The organism is Alkalihalobacillus sp. R86527, assembly GCF_042466185.1.
GTDB lineage: Bacteria > Bacillota > Bacilli > Bacillales > Guptibacillaceae > Guptibacillus.
This window is the reverse complement of record NZ_JAXHBW010000001.1, coordinates 1766615-1786830: the sequence shown is the minus strand read 5'-3', so window position 1 is coordinate 1786830 and position 20216 is coordinate 1766615. Positions and strand designations below refer to the sequence as shown.

18 protein-coding genes and 1 pseudogene are annotated in these 20216 nt (G+C 40.3%); 3 read left to right on the top strand and 16 right to left on the bottom strand.

Features of this window, described 5'->3' with window-relative positions:
- Positions 1 to 116: 116 nt before the first annotated feature.
- Both SJY16_RS09230 and SJY16_RS09225 read right to left on the bottom strand, forming a co-directional pair.
- Positions 117 to 1634, bottom strand: a complete 1518-nt coding sequence (locus SJY16_RS09230; RefSeq protein WP_377888866.1) for a recombinase family protein — start codon at positions 1632 to 1634, stop codon at positions 117 to 119.
- A gap of 36 nt (positions 1635 to 1670) precedes the next feature.
- Positions 1671 to 1862: pseudogene (locus tag SJY16_RS09225) on the bottom strand (DUF255 domain-containing protein); the annotation flags it as partial.
- A gap of 148 nt (positions 1863 to 2010) precedes the next feature.
- Between SJY16_RS09225 and SJY16_RS09220 the strand changes: the two are divergent.
- The gene (locus SJY16_RS09220; protein WP_377888865.1) at positions 2011 to 2277 is read left to right on the top strand and encodes a hypothetical protein; all 267 of its coding nucleotides are present in this window, start codon (positions 2011 to 2013) and stop codon (positions 2275 to 2277) included.
- 36 nt (positions 2278 to 2313) lie between these two features.
- Here the strand turns inward: SJY16_RS09220 and SJY16_RS09215 are convergent, their stop codons facing one another.
- The 5 genes from SJY16_RS09215 to SJY16_RS09195 form a co-directional block, all read right to left on the bottom strand.
- The gene (locus tag SJY16_RS09215) at positions 2314 to 2862 is read right to left on the bottom strand and encodes a hypothetical protein (protein WP_377888864.1); all 549 of its coding nucleotides are present in this window, start codon (positions 2860 to 2862) and stop codon (positions 2314 to 2316) included.
- Positions 2863 to 3025: 163 nt separating this feature from the next.
- Positions 3026 to 3505 (bottom strand): hypothetical protein, encoded by a 480-nt coding sequence (locus SJY16_RS09210; RefSeq protein WP_377888863.1) that lies wholly within the window; start codon positions 3503 to 3505, stop codon positions 3026 to 3028.
- A gap of 30 nt (positions 3506 to 3535) precedes the next feature.
- Positions 3536 to 4354, bottom strand: a complete 819-nt coding sequence (locus SJY16_RS09205; protein ID WP_377888862.1) for a MerR family transcriptional regulator — start codon at positions 4352 to 4354, stop codon at positions 3536 to 3538.
- A 240-nt stretch (positions 4355 to 4594) separates the two neighbouring features.
- Positions 4595 to 5635 (bottom strand): PQQ-dependent sugar dehydrogenase, encoded by a 1041-nt coding sequence (locus SJY16_RS09200; protein WP_377888861.1) that lies wholly within the window; start codon positions 5633 to 5635, stop codon positions 4595 to 4597.
- Between the two features lie 109 nt (positions 5636 to 5744).
- Positions 5745 to 6869, bottom strand: coding sequence for an NAD(P)/FAD-dependent oxidoreductase (locus tag SJY16_RS09195; protein ID WP_377888860.1), 1125 nt, complete (start codon positions 6867 to 6869; stop codon positions 5745 to 5747).
- Between the two features lie 142 nt (positions 6870 to 7011).
- Here SJY16_RS09195 and SJY16_RS09190 point away from each other — a divergent pair, with 142 nt between their 5' ends.
- Positions 7012 to 7428, top strand: coding sequence for a VOC family protein (locus SJY16_RS09190; RefSeq protein WP_377888859.1), 417 nt, complete (start codon positions 7012 to 7014; stop codon positions 7426 to 7428).
- A gap of 485 nt (positions 7429 to 7913) precedes the next feature.
- On the opposite strand, the gene SJY16_RS09185 is transcribed toward SJY16_RS09190, so the two are convergent.
- Together SJY16_RS09185 and SJY16_RS09180 are read right to left on the bottom strand one after the other, a co-directional pair.
- Positions 7914 to 8516, bottom strand: a complete 603-nt coding sequence (locus SJY16_RS09185) for a trimeric intracellular cation channel family protein (RefSeq protein ID WP_377888858.1) — start codon at positions 8514 to 8516, stop codon at positions 7914 to 7916.
- A 106-nt stretch (positions 8517 to 8622) separates the two neighbouring features.
- The gene (locus SJY16_RS09180; protein ID WP_377892155.1) at positions 8623 to 10110 is read right to left on the bottom strand and encodes a UDP-N-acetylmuramoyl-L-alanyl-D-glutamate--2,6-diaminopimelate ligase; all 1488 of its coding nucleotides are present in this window, start codon (positions 10108 to 10110) and stop codon (positions 8623 to 8625) included.
- A 226-nt stretch (positions 10111 to 10336) separates the two neighbouring features.
- Here SJY16_RS09180 and SJY16_RS09175 point away from each other — a divergent pair, with 226 nt between their 5' ends.
- Positions 10337 to 11401, top strand: a complete 1065-nt coding sequence (locus tag SJY16_RS09175) for a DUF3900 domain-containing protein (RefSeq protein WP_377892153.1) — start codon at positions 10337 to 10339, stop codon at positions 11399 to 11401.
- 28 nt (positions 11402 to 11429) lie between these two features.
- On the opposite strand, the gene SJY16_RS09170 is transcribed toward SJY16_RS09175, so the two are convergent.
- The 7 genes from SJY16_RS09170 to SJY16_RS09140 form a co-directional block, all read right to left on the bottom strand.
- The gene (locus tag SJY16_RS09170) at positions 11430 to 12734 is read right to left on the bottom strand and encodes a hypothetical protein (RefSeq protein ID WP_377888857.1); all 1305 of its coding nucleotides are present in this window, start codon (positions 12732 to 12734) and stop codon (positions 11430 to 11432) included.
- A gap of 84 nt (positions 12735 to 12818) precedes the next feature.
- On the bottom strand, positions 12819 to 14066 hold the full coding sequence (locus SJY16_RS09165; protein WP_377888856.1) for a M20 family metallo-hydrolase: 1248 nt from the start codon (positions 14064 to 14066) through the stop codon (positions 12819 to 12821).
- Complete coding sequence (locus SJY16_RS09160) at positions 14060 to 15379, bottom strand: amidohydrolase (RefSeq protein ID WP_377888855.1); 1320 nt, start codon at positions 15377 to 15379, stop codon at positions 14060 to 14062. Before SJY16_RS09160 ends, SJY16_RS09165 begins: the two co-directional genes overlap by 7 nt.
- Positions 15376 to 16560 carry a M20 metallopeptidase family protein gene (locus SJY16_RS09155; protein ID WP_377888854.1) on the bottom strand — a complete coding sequence of 395 codons (1185 nt, stop codon included), beginning with the start codon at positions 16558 to 16560 and terminating at the stop codon, positions 15376 to 15378. The genes SJY16_RS09160 and SJY16_RS09155 overlap by 4 nt, the downstream gene beginning before the upstream one ends.
- Positions 16561 to 16581: 21 nt before the next feature.
- Complete coding sequence (locus tag SJY16_RS09150; RefSeq protein WP_377888853.1) at positions 16582 to 18126, bottom strand: AbgT family transporter; 1545 nt, start codon at positions 18124 to 18126, stop codon at positions 16582 to 16584.
- A gap of 323 nt (positions 18127 to 18449) precedes the next feature.
- Positions 18450 to 19190, bottom strand: a complete 741-nt coding sequence (locus SJY16_RS09145; RefSeq protein ID WP_377888852.1) for an SDR family oxidoreductase — start codon at positions 19188 to 19190, stop codon at positions 18450 to 18452.
- Positions 19191 to 19328: 138 nt separating this feature from the next.
- Positions 19329 to 20174: a bifunctional 5,10-methylenetetrahydrofolate dehydrogenase/5,10-methenyltetrahydrofolate cyclohydrolase gene (locus tag SJY16_RS09140; RefSeq protein ID WP_377888851.1), complete on the bottom strand. Its 846-nt coding sequence runs from the start codon at positions 20172 to 20174 to the stop codon at positions 19329 to 19331.
- Positions 20175 to 20216: the final 42 nt, after the last annotated feature.

The following is a 20216-nucleotide window of genomic DNA, read 5'->3' as shown; positions in this document are numbered from 1 at the left end:
TTTATCATTAGTTCATTCACTAGTTACTAAGTGATTTCAGTGTTAAAATTGATGCTTTCCTTAGTTCGAATCCCGACTACCATCCTTGTGTAATCTCATTAATTTCCACTTCAATCTCAATAAAACTCTACCGATATATCAATTGAAAGATCTGTTCGTGTATATGAAATACTCCTTATAACTTTACGAAGTAGGGAATTAAATAAAGCGAAATCTTCGCCAGATGCCTTCATGGTCCCTCCATCCATTACTTTTGAATTAATAACCTCATTAAGGATATTTACTTTTTCTGGTAAACTAAACTCATTAGATTTTTTTAATATTAACCTTATTTTACTCTCTTCTCCATCCAACTTATTTATCTTTTCCTGCCATTTTGAAGCCCTCTCAATGTAGATATCTCTACTATATTCACCAAGCTCATATAGCTCTCTCGTTCTCTCAAGTGCTCTTTGGTATTTTTCACGGTTCAACTTAATATTGTTTTGTACCTGCGTCAGATCCTTACATTCATTGTTCTGTGTATTTTGGGAATATATTAAGAGGTTTGTGTAATAATCATTGAGTTTATTTTTCAAATTAAACAGTATTTCGTCTTGTTTAATACCGGGATTACCACACCTATTTCCTATCCAGTCTGGTTTCTGACATTTTTTTAAATATACTTGCAAACCCTTCTTACTTTCCTTCTTTGTAAAATTCATTGATGCACCACATTTTGAACATTTTATTAGTCCAGTTAAGGGATATATAGCTTTTCTTGCTCTTTTCGGTATTAACTTACGTTTAAACAACATCAATTGGATTTCAGAATAATCTTCAATTGTTAGAACAGGTTCATGTGAATCTTTTGCAATTATCCATTCATTTTTTGGTTTGATTTGTGTAGGAGAGGTCTTTTTATTTAAATGTCCACTACCTGAAGTTTTCCCATAAATTACATTTCCTAAGTGTACTTCATTAGTTAACAATCTATGCAAAGCAACATCTGTCCACTTATTATTTCTATTTGTTCTGTTGCCTTTTTTATTGAACTTCACAGCTATCGAGTGTAGCGATTCCCCCTGAAGTACAAGCTGTATTAATTCCTTGTAGACTGGTCTTTTTGCTTCATCTACTTTTAGGGATTTGCTTTCCCTATCATAATAATATGGAAATGGAGGTGGACCATTTGTCCAATTACCAAATTTTGCACCAGCTTTTTTACCTTGATTGAGTCTTTTCTTTATTTGTTTATATTCAAACCTGGCTAACATTCCTTGGACGTCTGATAACATAGCATCTGATTCATTATGAAGGTCAAATACCTTATTGGGTGTGATTAGCAACGTGTTTGCAACTTTAAAGGTAGATTCTATTTTCGCTTGATCAGATTTATCACCTCTTCCTAACCTATCAATATCCATGACTAGCACCCCATCATAGAGCTTTTTGGATACATCAATTAATAATTCTTGCATTCTTGGACGGTTTTCAATGTCGTCTGCTGAACCAATTTCATTGTATATTCTATACTTCCATCTATTATTCAAAGCAATCTCAGTAAGAGTTTGTTTATGTTTAGTTAGATCTTTCTCTAGATCACCTCGCGATTTTCTTAAATAAATTGCTACAATTTTGATCGGATTAAGCATAAAAAAATCCACCTCTCTATTTAGGTGGAATTAACCAACATGACACCAATGGCAAGTCGAATATCCAATCGATACCAACACAGGCTTATCTTCTTTCTTTGCTTTTTCAAACGCTTCTTCTCCCCATGGATACCAATCGACGGGGTTGTGTGCATGTTGTAATAAGTACGGCGATTTTTCATCGATTAGCTTATTTACATATGTGTTACCTTTTTCTTCTTCACTCATACCTTCACCTCTCAACGTTTTAGTCGACATCTTAAGTGTATCAAGAAAACGAAATGATGAAAAAGCCGCTCTTACTAAATAATTCGTACAGATGATTAGCATGTCCTCCTCCTCTTGCATACTCTATTAAAGTAAGGAGGTGCATTACGTGAAGAATAATAAACCATATTTGAAGAGACTACCTCAGCGACCTCGTGTTTCTGGGAGCCGTTCTTGTTCATATAGACCAAATACAGGCGGAGAAAGTACAAACTCTGGAAACTGTTCAAGATTTTGTTCATCCGTTTGTCGTGCGCTATTCCCGTTTAGCTTTAATCAATGCGTAAGAGATTGTCAATCATGTCAACGTGGGCTACTCTTCGAAACTGATGAAGAGTACCTAGGTGAAGACGACGACGAAAAAGACGAAGAGTAATCAAAAAAAGTCACCTTCTCGGTGACTTTTTTTGATTTATCTTTCTTTACCCTGCAACTCAGTGACGCCCCATACTTTGTCATAACCTTTGTATTTATTAAGTGCAATATCTAAATCATGAAAGTAACGGTGAAGGCTTTTGACATGTTTGACACCAGGCTTTTCAAGATAGTTAAGTGCATATTGCTTAATATCTTTCAAATCTTTTACCAGATCCTTATTTTCTGCTTCTCGATCTATGTAGTAGTTAGAATGAAGGATAATTTCGACCGATTTTTCACTTTGCACATTATCATTTAAATGATTGATGCCGCCATAACCTGCTGTTTCATTGTAAAATCCGTGTGTGTTCGAAATGAATTCTTGGATACTACCAAACTGCGGACTTGAAACGGCTTTTGCTTCTAATTCACGTAACTCTTCAGCAGATAAGCTTTCATCGCGCTCGATTGCTTCTCCTTCTGACATAAAACCACCTTGCGTTGATTTCACTTCATTGTCTAAGGAAAAGATATAGTATGCTGTTAGTGCAAGCGTTAGAATCGTTGCAATACCAAGCCAGACAACCAGCGATTTTGTTTTCATAGATTCCCCTTCCATGTGCCTTTTTAACTAGTTTATCCAACAAAAGGAAATCATTCAATCTTTACAAACGAAATGATTATGTTTAGGAATTCGAAAAGCGATGTTTTATCTACTACTAAAACATCGCTTCTATGTTACTAGATGTAAGATTTCTTTCATCATATTAATTTCCACCGAATGTTTCGGTTACGCCGAAAGTGTCAGGGTGATCGTATCCATTCATAGATTTATCGAGATCATGAAAGTACCTGTGAAGTAACCTAACATCCGCTTCATCCAGGTCACTTGTCGCTATTAATTTGATAGCCTGAAGATCCACCTTAAGATCATGGTGCTCAACACCTTCATCAAGAAAAACATTAATATACGCGCTAGCCGCATCAGCTTGTTTTTCTTGAGCTCCCATCTCAACTCGATTTATCATTCCATAACCAGTCGTTCGGTTATAGAAAGCATGAAAATCCGAAACGAAATCTTCAACATGTACATACTCAGCAGGAAACGTTGCGGCTGATACCTTTGAAGCGGTTGCCTTTGACCCCTCCATTTCGGTATGAAGTGAAAAAATATAAACATACAAAGCAGCGAAAGTAGCGGCAATGAGGAGACTGATGATGGAAAACATGGCCCTAGCATGTTCCATAGATTTTCCCCCTATCAAAATTCTACTGCTCTATCTGACAAATCCTAACATATGTTTGATTTTTCCTACGCTCCACTTTGATTCATTCTGTTCATTTCCCTTTACTGTACTTTCTTCACCCCGAAACCGATTCTGAACAATCGCCATCAACCTTTCTTCTCGCGCCGACATATGCGTTTCAGCTACCTTGCGTTCCTTCTCTACTTCTTGTTGATAGAATTCCCTCTCATCCACAGAAGCGTCTGTTAAATCATCGATCTTCTTCCCTATCGCATTTAATTCTAACTGGTTCATTGAAGCATGTGCATCAGAAGCAGTTGCAATTTCCTCATGAACAATCTCATGAATTTGATGAACGATGTCTTTCTCCATTCTTTTAACCGTTTTATCCATTTTCAACAGTTGCTTTACTTCATCGGATTCAACGAATGATACGATTTTAGATAATGATTCTTTAATTTCATCCTGATTCTCCGATGCTGGATAGACAATTGCTTCTTCCGCCTTTATCTCGACTTCTTGAATGATTTCGAACTCTTCCTCCTCAAACTCGGCTTCTTCAACCGCCTCATCGTTCTTTAATTCCATCTCATCGATCGCTTTTTGTTCTTCAAGTTCAATTAGATGCTGTTCGAGTGCAAGAGAAATCGCTTCGTCATCAGTATTACTAGCTTTCATATTTGTAATCAAATAGAGGATTTCTAGATCTCGGTCCGTATACGTACGAGAGTTGTTTTCATCACGAGGTATCTCAAGAAACGAGGAAAATTGATTCTCCCATTGTTTCAATGTATGTTTGGTCACTTTAAACAGGTCAGCAACACCAGAAATCATCAATTGATTATTCATTACTGCCAGTCCTCCCCAAATGTATTACAGTGTTATTCCATGCCTAGTTATGGAATTCCCTCCACGATGACAAAGGTTCTTAAAAACAGTCAGCGTTTAGCAAATAAAGCAATGATGCACCATTTCAACACGGAAAATGTAACTTTTTAGCTTCACTAGAAATAGAGAAGAGGCTCATTCAACAAATCACATAAAAAATCGCCATCTCTAGGTTACTGAGGTGACGATTTATGGCACTGGTTACTTTAATTGAAACTCTATAAAACGATCATCTTTCTCGCTTGCATCCCCACGACCATCGGTATTATTTGTGATCGCAAAAAAGGTATCATCTTCATAAAATAATGCTCGCAATCTTCCAAACCCACTAAGTACTGACTCACTATTATGTTCCTCAAGAGAAAATGAACGTACTTCATTCCCTCGAAGTGTTGCAGCATAAAGAGTTCTCCCCTCTATGACAATTCCAGAGGGCGCCCATGTGTCATTGCCAGATTGATAGATTGGCGTAACCATACTTTCTTTTCCTTGTTTTCCTTCTATAATCGGCCAGCCATAATTTCCACCTGGTGTAATTTTGTTGATTTCATCATGAGCTGAATCTCCATGTTCTGAAGAATATAGCTGTCCTTCTTTGTCCCATGCAAGGCCTTGAGGATTTCGATGACCATATGAATAGACATATGAGTTCTCAATCGGGTTATCATCAGGAATCGAACCTTCCTGATTCACTCTAAGTATTTTCCCTGCAAGACTCGTTTTATTTTGAGCTAAATCAGGATTCGTTGCATCTCCTGTCGTTATATAAAGCTTCTCATCTGGGCCAATCTTTATCCTTCCACCATTATGATAAAGAGATCCAGGTATGCCACCAATAATCTCTTCCGTCTCTTTCCATCCATCCTCCGTTTTCGTAGCCACGATCACCCTGTTATACGTTTCCCCATCTTCTTCATATGTATGGTAAATAAATGCATTTCCTGATTCCGAGAAATTCTGAGAAAGCTCTATACCAAGGAGTCCACCTTCCCCTTTTGTCACCAATGGCTTTTCAAGAACGACCGTTTCTCGTTCAAGAGCACCTTCTTCATACGTGGCGATTGTTCCTTTTCTTTCAGTCATATAAAACGTTTCGCCTGATTTAACAATTTCCCAAGGAATCTTTAGGTCTTCACCGATCACACCTGTCTCTTTCCCTTCATCTACAGGTTTAGTGTTTTCATTTGGTGAAGCGCATGCTGTTATGAACAGTAAGGTTAAAAGCGTCATCACTCTAATCACAATCACTCCTTTTCGCAACGAACTATTGAGGTTTCTTTAACCATTCTTCTAGAACGAGATTTCTAAACCTCCTATAAGACAGAAAGAAAGCACAGCTCATAGCTGTGCTCTAATCCAAACTCTTTATTGCCTCAGATAAATCATAATCAAGAGGAGATAGCTCTGTTTCTTCTCCCATCGCCATTCTTGCAAGCTCTAAACCTAAATAAGGTCCAACCGTTAAGCCAGAAGCTCCTAATCCATTTGCGGCTAATAAACCACCAACACCTGGTACTTCTCCAAATACAGGAAGGAAGCCGGGGGTAAATGGACGAAAACCCACTTTCGTTTCTACCATCGTACCGTTTGAAAGACCAGGCGCAACTTCAAGTGCTTTACTAAAGATTTCATGTAACCCTCCCGCAGTTACACGCTTATCGAAGCCAACATCGTTTTCATGTGTCGCCCCCACAACGACTCGGCCATCATCAAAACCCAATAAATATTGATCATTAGGTGGCATAACAACCGGCCATTCATTCGTATTCTCTTGTACATTGAGATGGACAATTTGAGCCTTTTGCGATGAAACTTGAAATTGTAATCCTAGCGGTTCAAATAATTCATTCGCCCATGCTCCTGCAGTAACAATCACTCGATCTGCTTCGATTGGCTCTCCAGTGACCATTACACCAGTCACTTCACCTGCTGAATACATTAGCTCAGCCTCTCCTGTCCGAACATCTGCACCATTCTTTTTGGCAACACGTAGTAATGCCTTCCTTAATGCTGCTCCATTTATTCTTGCTGCACCACTCACATATACGGACTGATACTCGTCAGATGATATAGGAGGAAACATCGCTTTCGTTTCTTCAGTAGTTAATTTCTGAATCTCTCCAATTTCAGGAGCATCCTCTCTTCTTTTGAGCGCTCTTTCTATCATTTTATCAAGTTTTTTCTCATCAGTATGAAGACTGATTGCACCAACCCTTTTGTAGCCGGTTTCTGTCTCTCCCTCAGACGTTAATTGGTCAATCAGCTCTGGATAGTATTTTGCTCCACCCTTCGCAAGTCTGTACCAAACTTTATTACGTCGCTGTGATAGCCATGGACAAACGATCCCAGCTGCAGCGTCAGTTGCTTGTCCTGCATCTTCTCGATCGATTATTGTCACCTTAGCACCTTCTTTTGCAAGATGGTAAGCGGTCGATGCTCCTAGAATTCCAGCACCTATAACAACAAATGATTTCATAGTGAACACCTTTTCGATTTATTATTTTCTATATCTATTTTACAGAATTGGACCTTTCCACTCAATCTAAGTCTGTGGACTTTATCGCCTATCCTTACCCTATGTTAAACTAGTGCTATTACACGAAAAGGGGTTATCTATTTTGAATAAGCAGCTTGATCACATAGGAATTGCAGTTAGACGCCTTGATGAAAGCATAACATTTTACACAACGATACTAGGCGGTAAGCTTCTAGATCGTTACAGAAGCGAAGCAAAAGGGGTTGAGAGTGAAATCGCTGTGATCGATATCAACAATAGTCGCGTAGAACTCTTGATGCCTACAAATAATACGACTTCGCCAATCGCAAGATTCATGAAACAAAAAGGTAAGGGCGTTCATCATATCGCATATCGAGTTGATAACCTAGATGATGCATTGGAAGAATTGCAAGCGCAAAACATTCGAATCATGAAGGAAACTCTCCGAATAAATAAGCATGGACGAAGATTGGTCTATTTAAATCCTGCCGACACAGAAGGCACGATCATCGAGTACTGCGATTATCCAGAACAATAAATGGAAATAACAAAAAGGCAGCGTGCGCTGCCTTCAATGTGTAAAGAAACCCTGGTTATTGTGCTCCCTATACCGTAGGAGAACACCGCTTGCTTTCCTGTGCACGAACGCCCGAGTCTCGCAAACCCGTTTTCCACGAGAGTCAAGCGGTATTCACTCCTACTGGGTTGCAATCAATCACAGTAGACTCTCCGACCTATATTGATTAAGCAGGCATCTGTTTTCATTCTCTATCCGTTTTCTTTAAAAGCTTTTTTTCTCGTAATCATACACGAATAGGTAGATTGGAGCGGAAGGATGCTCCTGCGGGATGTGCGGGACAGGTGAGACCCCGGAGGCGCAACGGTTTTATGCGCTGAGAAGGCTCACCGCCCGCCCCGCGGAAAGCGAGCATCCTGGAGCGGAAATCACCACCTCACCGTGGCAGATGGTTCTTAAGCCTTTCTCGACAATCTGAAGGCAACGTGCGCTGCCTTTTTGTCGATCTATGAAAGAGTTCTATATGGCAACTTCCATCCCATTCTGAGAGACAACATTCGTAAAAACACGATAAAGCCAAACAGAATCATAAGTGGTGTCAACCCTTGAGGATAACCTAGTCCGATCAATAACCCCGCCATCATAGCCCACACGGCGTACACTTCTTTTTGAAGAACGGTTGGCTTTCTTCTCGCAAGTAAATCACGTATGATTCCTCCACCGGTACCTGTCATCGCGGCTGCAACCATTGCAGCTATAAATGGTAAGCCCATACTCTCTGCAAAGAGTGCACCTTGAATTGCAAATGCAGCTAAGCCAATCGCATCGAAGAAATTTCCCCACTTCTCCCAATAGTAATTGATCCAGCCTGCTGGCAAAACAAAAAGGATAAGAATCGTTCCTATTGCTACCATGATCAGCTTATCCTGCTCCCAAATCGAGGGGATCGGAACACCGATCAGCAAGTTACGTATGATTCCTCCACCGAATGCAGTAGCAAGACCGAGTACAATGACACCGAGGAAATCAAACTCTTCCTCGAGGGCTACAAGAGCCCCACTCGCCGCAAACGCAATCGTTCCAATTATATTTAATATTTCCCAGGTCACTCCATTACGTCCCTTCTAACGAATCTCAAAGATAAAATTGTACGTTACCTCTTTGATTATTTCAACTACATATTGAAAGAAACACAAAAACCCTCAACACGGAGGGTTAAGATGGCATATAGGAAAACGAATGAATCAGATCTTCATCCGAATGGGGAATTTCTTTTCCTTTAACGATTTGTGCACCGTTAATGCAACCACTTGTAAGTAAAATGATATCTCCTTCACCTCCGAGTTCAAGAGATTTAATTACTCCTTCTTCTCTCGTATTCGTTCGGTGAATATGTGTTGCATGAGGATTTTCAAAACCCGTCATTACCTTATCTACTATGATAGAGGGGTCATGATGCCCAGGGTGGTCGACAGTAACGATGATTTCATCCGCTTTCCCTTCAATCGCTCTTGCCATCTTAGGCATTTTTTCAAAATCTCTTATTCCAATTCCAGCAATCATTACAACTAACCTGTTGTGCTTTAATTTACGAACTTCTTCCAAAAGCCTTGTTAAGGCCACTGGCGTATGAGCGTAATCGAGGATGATTTTTTGATTTGGTGGAACTTCAATAATTTGAAATCTTCCTTCTGGACTTTCAAGTTTTGTAAGAGCATGTAGAATCTGCGGGATTTTGAATCCTAATAACATAGCTGTACCGATCGCTGACAAGATATTAGCTACATTGTACTCTCCAAAAACGGGCACATAAACGTCATACTCCTTACGATCTACTTGCAAGGTAAACGAAGTACCTGCATCTCCATGTCGGATGTTGAATGCTTTTAGGTCGGCATCCTGGTTAGGGAGTAATGAATACGTCATTGTAGGACCGCTGAATAGATCTAACAGCTCTTGCCCCATCCCCTCATCGTCTACATTAATGACTGCTGTATGTGCCTGTCGAAAGAGATCTAATTTACATTGTTTGTAGTTTTCAAAGGTTTTGTGATATTCAAGATGTTCAACAGACAAGTTCGTGTGAATCGCAACATCAAAGTAAATCCCTTCGACTCTCTTCTGATCGAGTCCAATCGACGTTACTTCCATTGCAACTGCCTCATCACCTGCACTGTAAAGATCGTTGAAGATATGATGTAAGTCTACTGATTCTGGCGTTGTTGGTGTACTCTTTTTATAAGGGATTTTATGTTCTGACGTATAAATGCCGGTTGTTCCGATAGACCCTGAAGGCATATTCAGAAGCGTTAACAGCGATCTTACATATGCAGCAACTGTCGTTTTACCGTTCGTGCCTGTTACACCAATTGTTTTTAATTTTTCATCAGGGCTATTGTGAAAATATTTCGCGAAATAAGCCATGGCGATTCGAACATTACGAACCACGACAAAGGAAATTATAGGATAGCTTTCTGATAATGTCTCAAGCAGCGATTGGTCGCTCCCTACAACTGCGACTGCTCCTCTTTTTATTGCATCTTCAATATACAAATGACCGTCATGATTTTCTCCTTGTATTGCAAAAAACAATGATGATGCAGTCGCACTGTTCGAATGGAAGGTAAGCTTTTGTATGTTTTGTGTATTAGGGCCGTATATCGCTTGTATGCCGGCATTAACTAGGTCAAATTGTATATTCATCATGTAGCCTCACTTTTTATGTCAACTATTGCTTTTAATCATAAAATTTTATATTGCACATTTATGCTATATTTCCCCTATGCTTCATAGGGTTAAACATTCTTATGGTTTACAACTGTCGAACAGCCTATATCAAGAAATTACTGGTCATTTTTGTTAGGAGCAATTGACGTATGTATCTTCCTTGCCTATACTTGATAAACGTATTAAGAAAACGGGTGATAATATGGAATTTTCAATGAGATTTTTATCCTTTTACCTCGTTGAGGGACCGAAGGAAAACGAAGAAGCACAGTATAAACATTTTCAAACGTTAGATGAAGGTACTTATAGCGATAGCCCTCTTAAGTCTTTTCTAGATGGCGAGCTCGCCAAAATCACAAAAAGAAAAGTCGACCGTCATGCTAAGTCTGAAATGGCTCCAACTAAGATCGGTCGTTTTATGGTAGAGCCTGGCCATGAATTAACTTCAAATCCAAATTTCAACTTGTTCCACCGAGCTAGATACTCTGAAACAGCTGACGACTTCGAATCGGAAGCTGATCAAATTGTACAAATGTACCTAGATACAAGTGCGATTCGAGGCGGGGTATTAATTGTTGCAACAGCCAAGCTTACAAAACTATTCGATGACCCTTTCCTTTTTATAATGAAATGTGACTTCGAACCGAAAGTGGCAACAATCACGAACGAGGATACGCTCATTCAAAACATTGAGATGGCGATTACAACAAAGAACATGAAATCCGTTCAATATCCTTATATGCCAGAAGAAGGCATGATCGATAGTGCTGAAGTCAAAGTCCACCAATCTTCCCATGCACGTTACTTTGAAGACTTCTTAAAATGGGTCGAATATGAAAAGTCGATGCCTGAAATCGTCAAAACGCAAACGATGGGTATTGTCCAGGATCACATACAGGAAACCTTGCAGCCTGAAAGTGAAGAAAAGGAACAATTCGAGCAGGTCATGGAAGAATGGGCTGCAAGTCCTAAACGGGAGTTACAGGAGCACTTTACCACAGAACAAGTAGTAGAAGCTACCTCTCAGATCGTTGAACACTCTCCAGACGTTGAATGGAAGCTGAAACTTGATCACGTCTCAGTGAAAGCGATGCTTTCTGACTTTGGTGAGAGTATTCACCTTGCGAAGGTGAACGGGAAGTATGTGCTTGCGATCGAAGCCGATTCGATTACATTCGAGAAAGGTTTTTCTCCAGTCGAGTTTCATAAGCCTGATACACTTCAGGAAGTGGTGGAGCGGATTTATAAGAAGAATGAGAACGAATAGTAAAAGCCAGCACTATGCTGGCTTTTACTTATATGTAAAGCTCATAAACCTTCTTAGGACGGCCTCTCTGACCCCCAGCCTCTTCGCCTTTAACCGCTGCTAAGTTTAACCGCTCTAGTTCCATTAAGATCCGACGCGCATTTCGATCAGAGCTTTTCAACCACCCTGCAATGTCGTTTGCTGTGACGGCTTCTCTGCCGTAATGACGGTAGTAGGAAGAAAGCTTCGACACGACTGCTGGGCTTAGTTTTGCTTCTTTTAGTTTCTCATTCCATTCGTCTCCAAGAATTCGCTCTTGATAACTAACGCGTTGTTCGTCTTTGTAAAGTGTTACTTTCTTTTCTTCATCAACGAGTACCGCTTGTTTTTCATCGTTTTTGTTTGATAATCGAAGCGCATGTCTCACATTCTGTTCTGCTCCCCATGCGGTCATGCCATAGCCGATTCCTAGGTGAACGGAAAGTCCTGTTTGTTTTTCCATATCATCTAGAACGACTGCTGGCGAGAAGTTCTTTTCCCTAATCTCAAGCTCTCCTCTAGTGGAATAAATAAAAAACAGCCCATCCCCAACTTCAACGAAGGAACCTTGAACTTGCTCCGAAAAATTCAATAGTAATCGTTTAAGATCTAATATCTGTTGTTTAATTTTATAGGAATAAAATTGTTGTTCTTGATGAAGACTTTTTGCATTTACCTCAACACCCACAATGCCAAGTGAAGATTTCCTATACCAGTTTGCTTGACCATACTCCCTTATGTACCTGAGTTCCAACTCAATTCCAAGCCTAGAGGGAGAGATTCGAAAACACGGAATTCCAAGTTCCTTCATTTTTAGATCAACTGTTTTAATACATGTCATCACAGCATCCACTTCACCACGTTCATAAAGACCTTTATGAAACGCAATTACATCTTCGGCGGGTAGGAATTCTAGCTGTTCATATAGTGTGAATTCCAGATTTTCGATTGCAAAATCACTTCTCACCCGATCCATTTCTGATTTTTGGATCGTATCTAAACTAACACGATTGATTGAAGCTTGAGATGTCGTCATCATTTCAACGATGGAGCCCATCAAACTTGCTCCATAAAGATCTGGAAAGCTTGCATTTTCTTCATTAATCAAGCCTTTCCTTAACAAATATTGATATAATGCTGGTCCTGACAGAAACCAGTGGTCGATATTATGATTATTTTCCCGAATAATAAATTCTGACTGACCGGCGTGCTCATATGGAAAATAGAGTACATCAAGTTCCCTCATTTTCTCGGCTATTTCTTTGATTCTGTTGATTGAATCTTCTGGTCCAAGAATCCCTAGCTTCGTTCTCATGACACACCCTCCAACACCTTTTCTTTTACTATACCAGAGTTTCCAAAACTAGAAAAAACCCCTTCATTTTGAAGGGGGATGTCTCTACGCTTCATTCTTTAGATAATGAGCTATGATTTCAGCACCAAGGACCATATCCTCAAGAGTCGCATATTCAGAAGGATGATGGCTGACGCCATCTTTACATGGGATGAATAAAAGTCCAGTTGGCCATTTATGGGCCATATTCATTACATCATGACCAGCTCCACTCTCCATATCGAACCCTTTATATCCAAGATCTTCTCCCACCTGCTTTAAGTCATTTAGAGTTTCTGGATCGAGAAAAACTGAATCATCATCAACAAGCGTTTCAACCTTACATCCTACTCCACTTTCATTTGCGAGAGCCTTGATTTTCTGTTCGATATCTTTCGCAAGCTCTCTTTTCAGGCCGTCATCAACACTTCTAATATCGATCCCTAATTTTACTGTGTCAGGTATTACCGTCATCACATTCGGCTCCACATTAAGAGTACTTACCGTCGCTACTACTGGGTACTCGTTCCCTTCAGAACGTCTCTTTGCCTCTTCAGAAACAAATGAAATCAAAGGGGCAGCTGTACAAAGAGCATCGCGTCTATTCACCATCGGAGTTGTTCCAGTATGTCCAGCCTTTCCTGTAAGTTCAATCGACAACCTTACTGGACACGCAATTGCTCTCGCTAAACCAAATGAAGCTCCGGCTTCTTCAACCCTCGTACCTTGTTCGATATGAAGTTCTATAAATTGCTTTAGGTCTGATTCAGATCGTTCAGCTTGTTCTAGGTCACCCCACTCCACTCCTACTTCTTCTACGGCTTTTTGAAACGTAGTTCCATGTTCATCTTCAACATCTTTGATCGCATTCTTATCGAGGCGCCCTGCCATAGCTTTACTGCCAATCGTCGAAATGCCAAACCTTGAAGACTCTTCTGACCTAAAGCAAATAATTTCAATCGGTATAGATGGGGTAAAACCACTATCCTTTAGCGTTTTTATCGCACTTAGCGCACAAATAACGCCAGCAGCTCCATCATAACCACCACCATGCTTTACAGTATCAAGATGAGACCCGAGTGCAACGGGCGGTTTCATAGGATTGGATCCTTCCCATGTCGCGATTACATTCCCAGCCTTATCTCTTCTAGTATGCAACCCAAGGTTTATAGAAATTTCGTTAAACTTCTGAATCGCCTCTTCTTCTTCTTTGCTGAATCCTAGCCTTGTGAATCCTTCATCTTTAAGCATGGTATCTGTACAATTCACCTGATTAGTAATAGTAGATAGCCACTGAGCATCGACCTTCAACATCTATATTCCCCCTGTAAAACAATAATCGTATTTAGATATGTTTCAAACGCAATACGTAATGCAGATTCACTGTAATCGAATGAAGAATGGTGATGTCCTTCAATTATTTCTGCTCCAAACAACAAGTAAGCTGCTTTTCCTCCATTATTCTTTACTCTTTCCATCATGAGGGTAGCATCTTCTGAAGCTCCAAGTTCTCCATAATCATGGATTGCGTGCACTTGATTTGAATGACTCAGAACAGCTTGTAGCGTTTCTGATAATGTATGATCGCTTTCTGCTGAAGACGCATGCCCGACCAAGTCAAGGTTAACTTTCACATCATACATTTGAGCTGCACCTCGGGCAATTCGCTTTAATTCTTGTTCCATAAAGCGATTAAGATTCGAAGTCTCTCCTCTTGTTTCGATTTCCATCTTCGCATGGACGGGTATCGTATTTCTTCCTTGACCACCATTTAATTTACCTACGTTTATTCTTGTAGCACCATCGCTATGCCGTGATATACCGTGAAGGTTAAGAGCTGTAGTAGCTGCTGCTAATAACGCATTGTTGCCTTCTTCCGGTTCTTTTCCAGCATGTGCACTCTTTCCAATGAACTCAATGTCATATTTTGAGGTAGAGAGGAATCCTCCAGTACAAGTAGTTACTTCTCCCGTTTTGCGTTCCTTCATAATTCCGATATGCCCCGATAAAAAATAATCGACTTCCTCTAGCCACCCTTTTTCGACCATCGCTTTAGCACCTCGAACGCCTTCTTCAGCTGGCTGAAACAAGATAGAAATCTTTCCGTTCAGCTGGTCCTTTACGCGATCCAAGTACTTTGCAAGGAAAACTCCGACTGCTGTATGGCCATCGTGACCACACGCATGCATTACATCATCCCGACTTGAAGAAAAGGCATGATAGAAGGGGAAATGATCATTTGATTGCTCTTCTTGAATTGGTAAAGCATCGATATCAAAACGAAGAGCGATATGAGGACCCTTTCTACCTGTATCAAGTATTGCAGCTAATCCAGTGCACCCTCCTTTCATTTTCTTCATTAATTCCTTTGGGACACCATATGACTTTGCACGTTGTTCTTCTGAGTCGATTTGTCTTGGTGTGGGTACACCCATTCTGGAGTCAGACTCTACCGCATCTTGACCCACATACAAAGAAAACGCGAGACCTTGAAGAGCTTTTGCTATTTTCCATGTTGTCACGTATTCAGTCCAACCTAATTCAGGATAGGAATGAAATTCTCTTCTTAAAGAAATGAGGTCACGCTCTTCCCCTTCACTTAGTTTGATGATAGAAATGTTGCTCATGTTACCTCCAGCTCCTCTAATGCATCGACAGCAACGTTAGCAAGCATCTCTACTCCGAGGGATAGTGCTTTTTCATTCAATTCGAAATAAGGGTCATGAAGCGGAAAAGGCTTGCCATTTTCAGGCATAACTCCTAGCCAAAAGAAAGCCCCTGGATATTGCTTTAAATACCTACTAAAATCCTCACCTCCAAGAGATGGGTTAACAGAAGGCACGGCCTCTTCTCCATGATGTCGTCTCACAGTTTCCCTAACTCGCTTTGCCCAACGCTCGTGATTAACGGTAGCTGGATATCCTTCAACATATTCAATTTCCGCTTCCCCCCCCATTGAAGATGAACTGCTTTCAATAATCTCATGAAAACGCTCCTTCATTTGGTTACGCACTATCGGATCAAACGTTCGAACCGTGCCTTCAATCTCTGCTGTATCGGCAATAACATTGTAACGATACCCTGCGTCAAATTTCCCCACCGTTAATACAGCAGATTGAAGTGGATCGATATTGCGACTCACAATCGTTTGAAGTTGCATGATCGCTGTATTCGCGATCATAATCGCATCAGCCGTTTGATGAGGCATACTTGCATGTCCACCTTTTCCATGAAAAGTAACTTTGAATCGATCTGATGCTCCCATCATCTCTCGGTCAGAGATACCGATTTGTCCAACTGGAAGGTCTGGCCAAACGTGCTGGCCGAATATTGCATCAGGCTCATCATCTTCAAACAAGCCATCGTCCATCATCGGTTGCGCTCCTCCAATTGGCGCGTCTTCCTCCGAAGGTTGAAATACCAATAAGACTTTGCCTCTTATCTCTTCTCTTTGTTCAACTAATAGTTTCGCAGCACCAAGTAACATAGCGGTATGTGCATCGTGACCACACGCATGCATAACACCATCATTAGTTGACTTAAATTCACATGAGGTTTTCTCGTTTATCGGAAGTGCATCAATATCAGCTCTTAGCGCAACAGTAGGACCGGATTTTCCTCCATCAACAATCCCTTTGATCCCATTTCCAGCGATTCCTGATACGAAAGGTATACCATATTCATTTAATTTATTTGATATAAACGTTGCTGTATTCTGTTCTTCTCCACTAACTTCAGGGTTACTGTGAAGATGTCTCCTCATTTCAATGACTTCTTTTACAAGATCGTTGCTAAGTTCAAAATTCATACCATCAGCTCCGAGTAATTATTATAGTTTCATGTGGATTCCTGGTCCGATCGGAAGGCCAAGTAGAGTCCACACGATAAAGATCGCTGTCCATATGATAAGAAACACTACTGTATACGGTAGCATGACAGAGAACAATGTACCGAATCCTGCTTTCTTATCGTATTCTTTCATAAATGCTAAAACCATTGGAACATATGGATTTAATGGTGTAATGATATTTGTTGATGAATCAGCAATTCGATAGGCAAGTTGCACAAAAGCTGGGTTGAAATCGAGTAGAGCAAACATTGGGATGAAGACCGGTGCCATCAATGCCCACTGAGCTGACCCACTGAATATAAATAGGTTCAAAATTGCAGTTAAGAAGATAAATCCAACGATAACTGGCAATCCCGTCATATTGATATTTTGTAGAAATTCTGCTCCTGATACTGCAATCCAAACACCAATGTTGCTCCAATTAAAGTAGGCAATAAATTGTGCGGCCGCGAAGATAAGCACGATGAATGCAGACATATCTTTCATCGATTCACCCATGAAGCGGGGAACATCACTTGTCCCTTTTATCTTGCCGACTGTAACCCCATAGGCAACTGAAACAGTAATAAATAGAAATAAGATGATCGGAACGATTCCATCTAAGAATGGCGATGGAATCAATCCGCCGTCTTCATTACTAAGCGGTGCACCTGGTAGGAAGATTCCTAACGCAAGAATTGCGAGAAAAATCCCGCCAGCAATACCAGCATTCCGTAATGCTTTCGATTCAACTTTCGTTACTTTCTCTAACTCTTTTGTTACTTCTCCTTCGTACTTTCCAAGCTTGGGTTCAACGATTTTCTCAGTGACCCAAGCACCTACAACCATCAGCATGATGACTGAGAACGACATGAAATACCAGTTATCTACTGGCGTTACGACAAGGTCATCACTGATATTCTTAGTGACTTCAGTCGAGATTCCAGAGAGTAGTGCATCTGTACCTGCGATGATAATATTTGCTGTAAACCCAGCACCAACCCCTGCAAATCCTGCAGCCAGACCTGCTATTGGGTGTCTTCCAAGAGTAAGAAACACCATAGCTGCAATCGGTGGTACGATGATAAACGCAGCATCTGATGCAAGGTTTCCCAGAACTCCTGTAAAGATAACAGCATATGTAACAAAGCGTGGTGGTGCATTGATGATCGTTTTCTTCATAAATGTTTGAATTAATCCGACTTTTTGCGCTAAACCAATCCCAAGCATCATCCCTAACACAAGACCAAGCGGTTTAAATTCGGTAAAGTTCGTTAACATGGAAGTCAAAATGTATGTAAGGCCCTCGCCAGACAGTAAGCTTTTGATGGCCACTTCTTCTTTCGTACCTGGATGAACAACTGTAACATCGAACAAACTTACAACAAATGATAAAAGAATAATTCCAACTGATAAATAAACAAACAGCATAAAAGGATGAGGTAATTTATTTCCTGCTTGTTCAACACCATCAAGAATTTTTGAAACAACCGATTTCTTTTCCACTTCATAGCTTTCTTTCTGATCAGGTAAACTCAAGGTCATTCCCCCTCTTTATTTTCGGATATATTCCTTATTTATTCCGTTAATAAATACACTAACCCATTTTCTTTATTAATTAAAGTACTTTTCAGAAAATTATACAGAAGAAAAACTATCCTTACCCTCCAAAACCTTTACATATCACGAGTTAGAGCCAATGAATTTTTTTTAATACTTTTACTAAATAGAATAGAATGATAAAGAAAGATTAGGTTGGATCTCATTGTTTACGGTTCGATATCAGTATCCTTGGAAGTTTTCGGAAACACAAAAAAGAACCCAATGAATATTCATTGGGTTCTCAGCCTTTAAATGGTAGGATCAGCCTATTTTTGCATAGGACGAACAACTACTTCATTAACATTCACGTAATCAGGCTGTGTTACAGCATAGACTACAGAACGTGCGATATCTTCAGCCTGAAGTTTCTTCATTGAAGAAGCACTTTCCTTAAACATTTCTAGAACTTCATCGTCAGTGATATGGTTTGTAAGTTCTGATTCCACAGCACCAGGAGAAATATTTGTTACACGCACTCCTGTTTTAGATAGTTCTTTTTCTAACCCCATCGAAAGTGCTCGTACAGCATATTTCGTTGCGCTGTAAACGCTACTTGATGGGAAGACTTCGTGACCTGCAACACTTGATACGTTAACGATGTGTCCACTTTCTTGCTTCAGCATATCTGGTAAGACTGCGTGAACACCGTGTAGAACACCATTGATGTTAACATCCACCATCTGAGTCCACTGGTCCACTTCATCATTTTTCATAAACGAAAGCAACATAACACCAGCATTATTAATAATCATATCGACTTTGCCGTATGTATCTTTCGCTTGTTGAACCAAGTTTTCCATATCTTCTTTCTTAGTTACGTCCGTTTTCACCACGAGTGCTTTACCATTCGATTTGTCATTCAGAGACTGAGCAAGATCAGTTAACTTTTCTTCACGACGTGCTGCAAGTACAACATTAGCTCCCTCATCAGCAACGTGTCGAGCGATCGCTTCACCTATTCCGCTGCTTGCTCCTGTTACGAGAACGACTTTACCTTCAAGTTTCATTTTCATTCCCCTTTCAAAATATAATCTCACTATACGAGACTAACACAGGATGTCCAAACCATTTAGTATACTGCTCATAGAATGTGCAAACATGGTTAGCCAAAATAGAATAACTCGGGATTCCTCCCGAGTTATGGATTATTGAACGATCGATTTCTCTGCTGAAACTACTGTGTGTTTTAACAGCATTGCAATTGTAACTGGACCAACTCCACCTGGTACAGGTGTGATCAGAGAAGCCTTCTCTTTCGCACCTTCGTATTCTACATCACCAATATTTCCTTTATTGTAACCAGCATCAAGTACGACTGCTCCCTCTTTTATCCATTCTCCTTTGATAAATTCGGGTTTTCCTACTGCCGCTACTACAATATCCGCATGTTTAACATGTGATGCCAAATCGATAGTTCGGGAATGACATGTTGTAACCGTGGCATTTTGATTTAGTAAAAGGGCACCAACAGGTTTACCAAGTATAGGGCTCCTGCCTACAACAACCGCATGCTTGCCTTCTGGATTAATGTCGTAGTCTTCCATGATTTTCATGATAGCAGCAGGTGTGCAGGATGGATAAGTACCAAAGCCAAGGGCTGTCTGGCCATAACCCTCACTAGTGACACCGTCAACGTCTTTTTCGATCGCGATTGTTTCAAACGCTAGACGTTCATCGATTTGAGGTGGAACAGGATGTTGTAGTAAAATCCCATGTACCGATAAATCATGGTTTAGTTCTTCAATTGTTTCAAGTAACGTTTCAGTAGTAGTATCTTCTGGAAGGTGAATCTTCTTCGATAAGATCCCTATACGCTCACAAGCGTTGCCCTTCATTCGCACATACGTTTCAGAGGAAGGATCATCTCCAACAAGAATCGTTGCGAGGCTGGGCGTGACACCGTTGATTTTAAGTGCTTCAACTCTTTCTTTCAGCTGATTTTTTATTCGATTTGCTACTGCTTTTCCATCTAATAGCTTGTCTTGTGTCATTGATTAATTCCTCCTAGACAGTGTTAAGAAATAAGGTTTCTT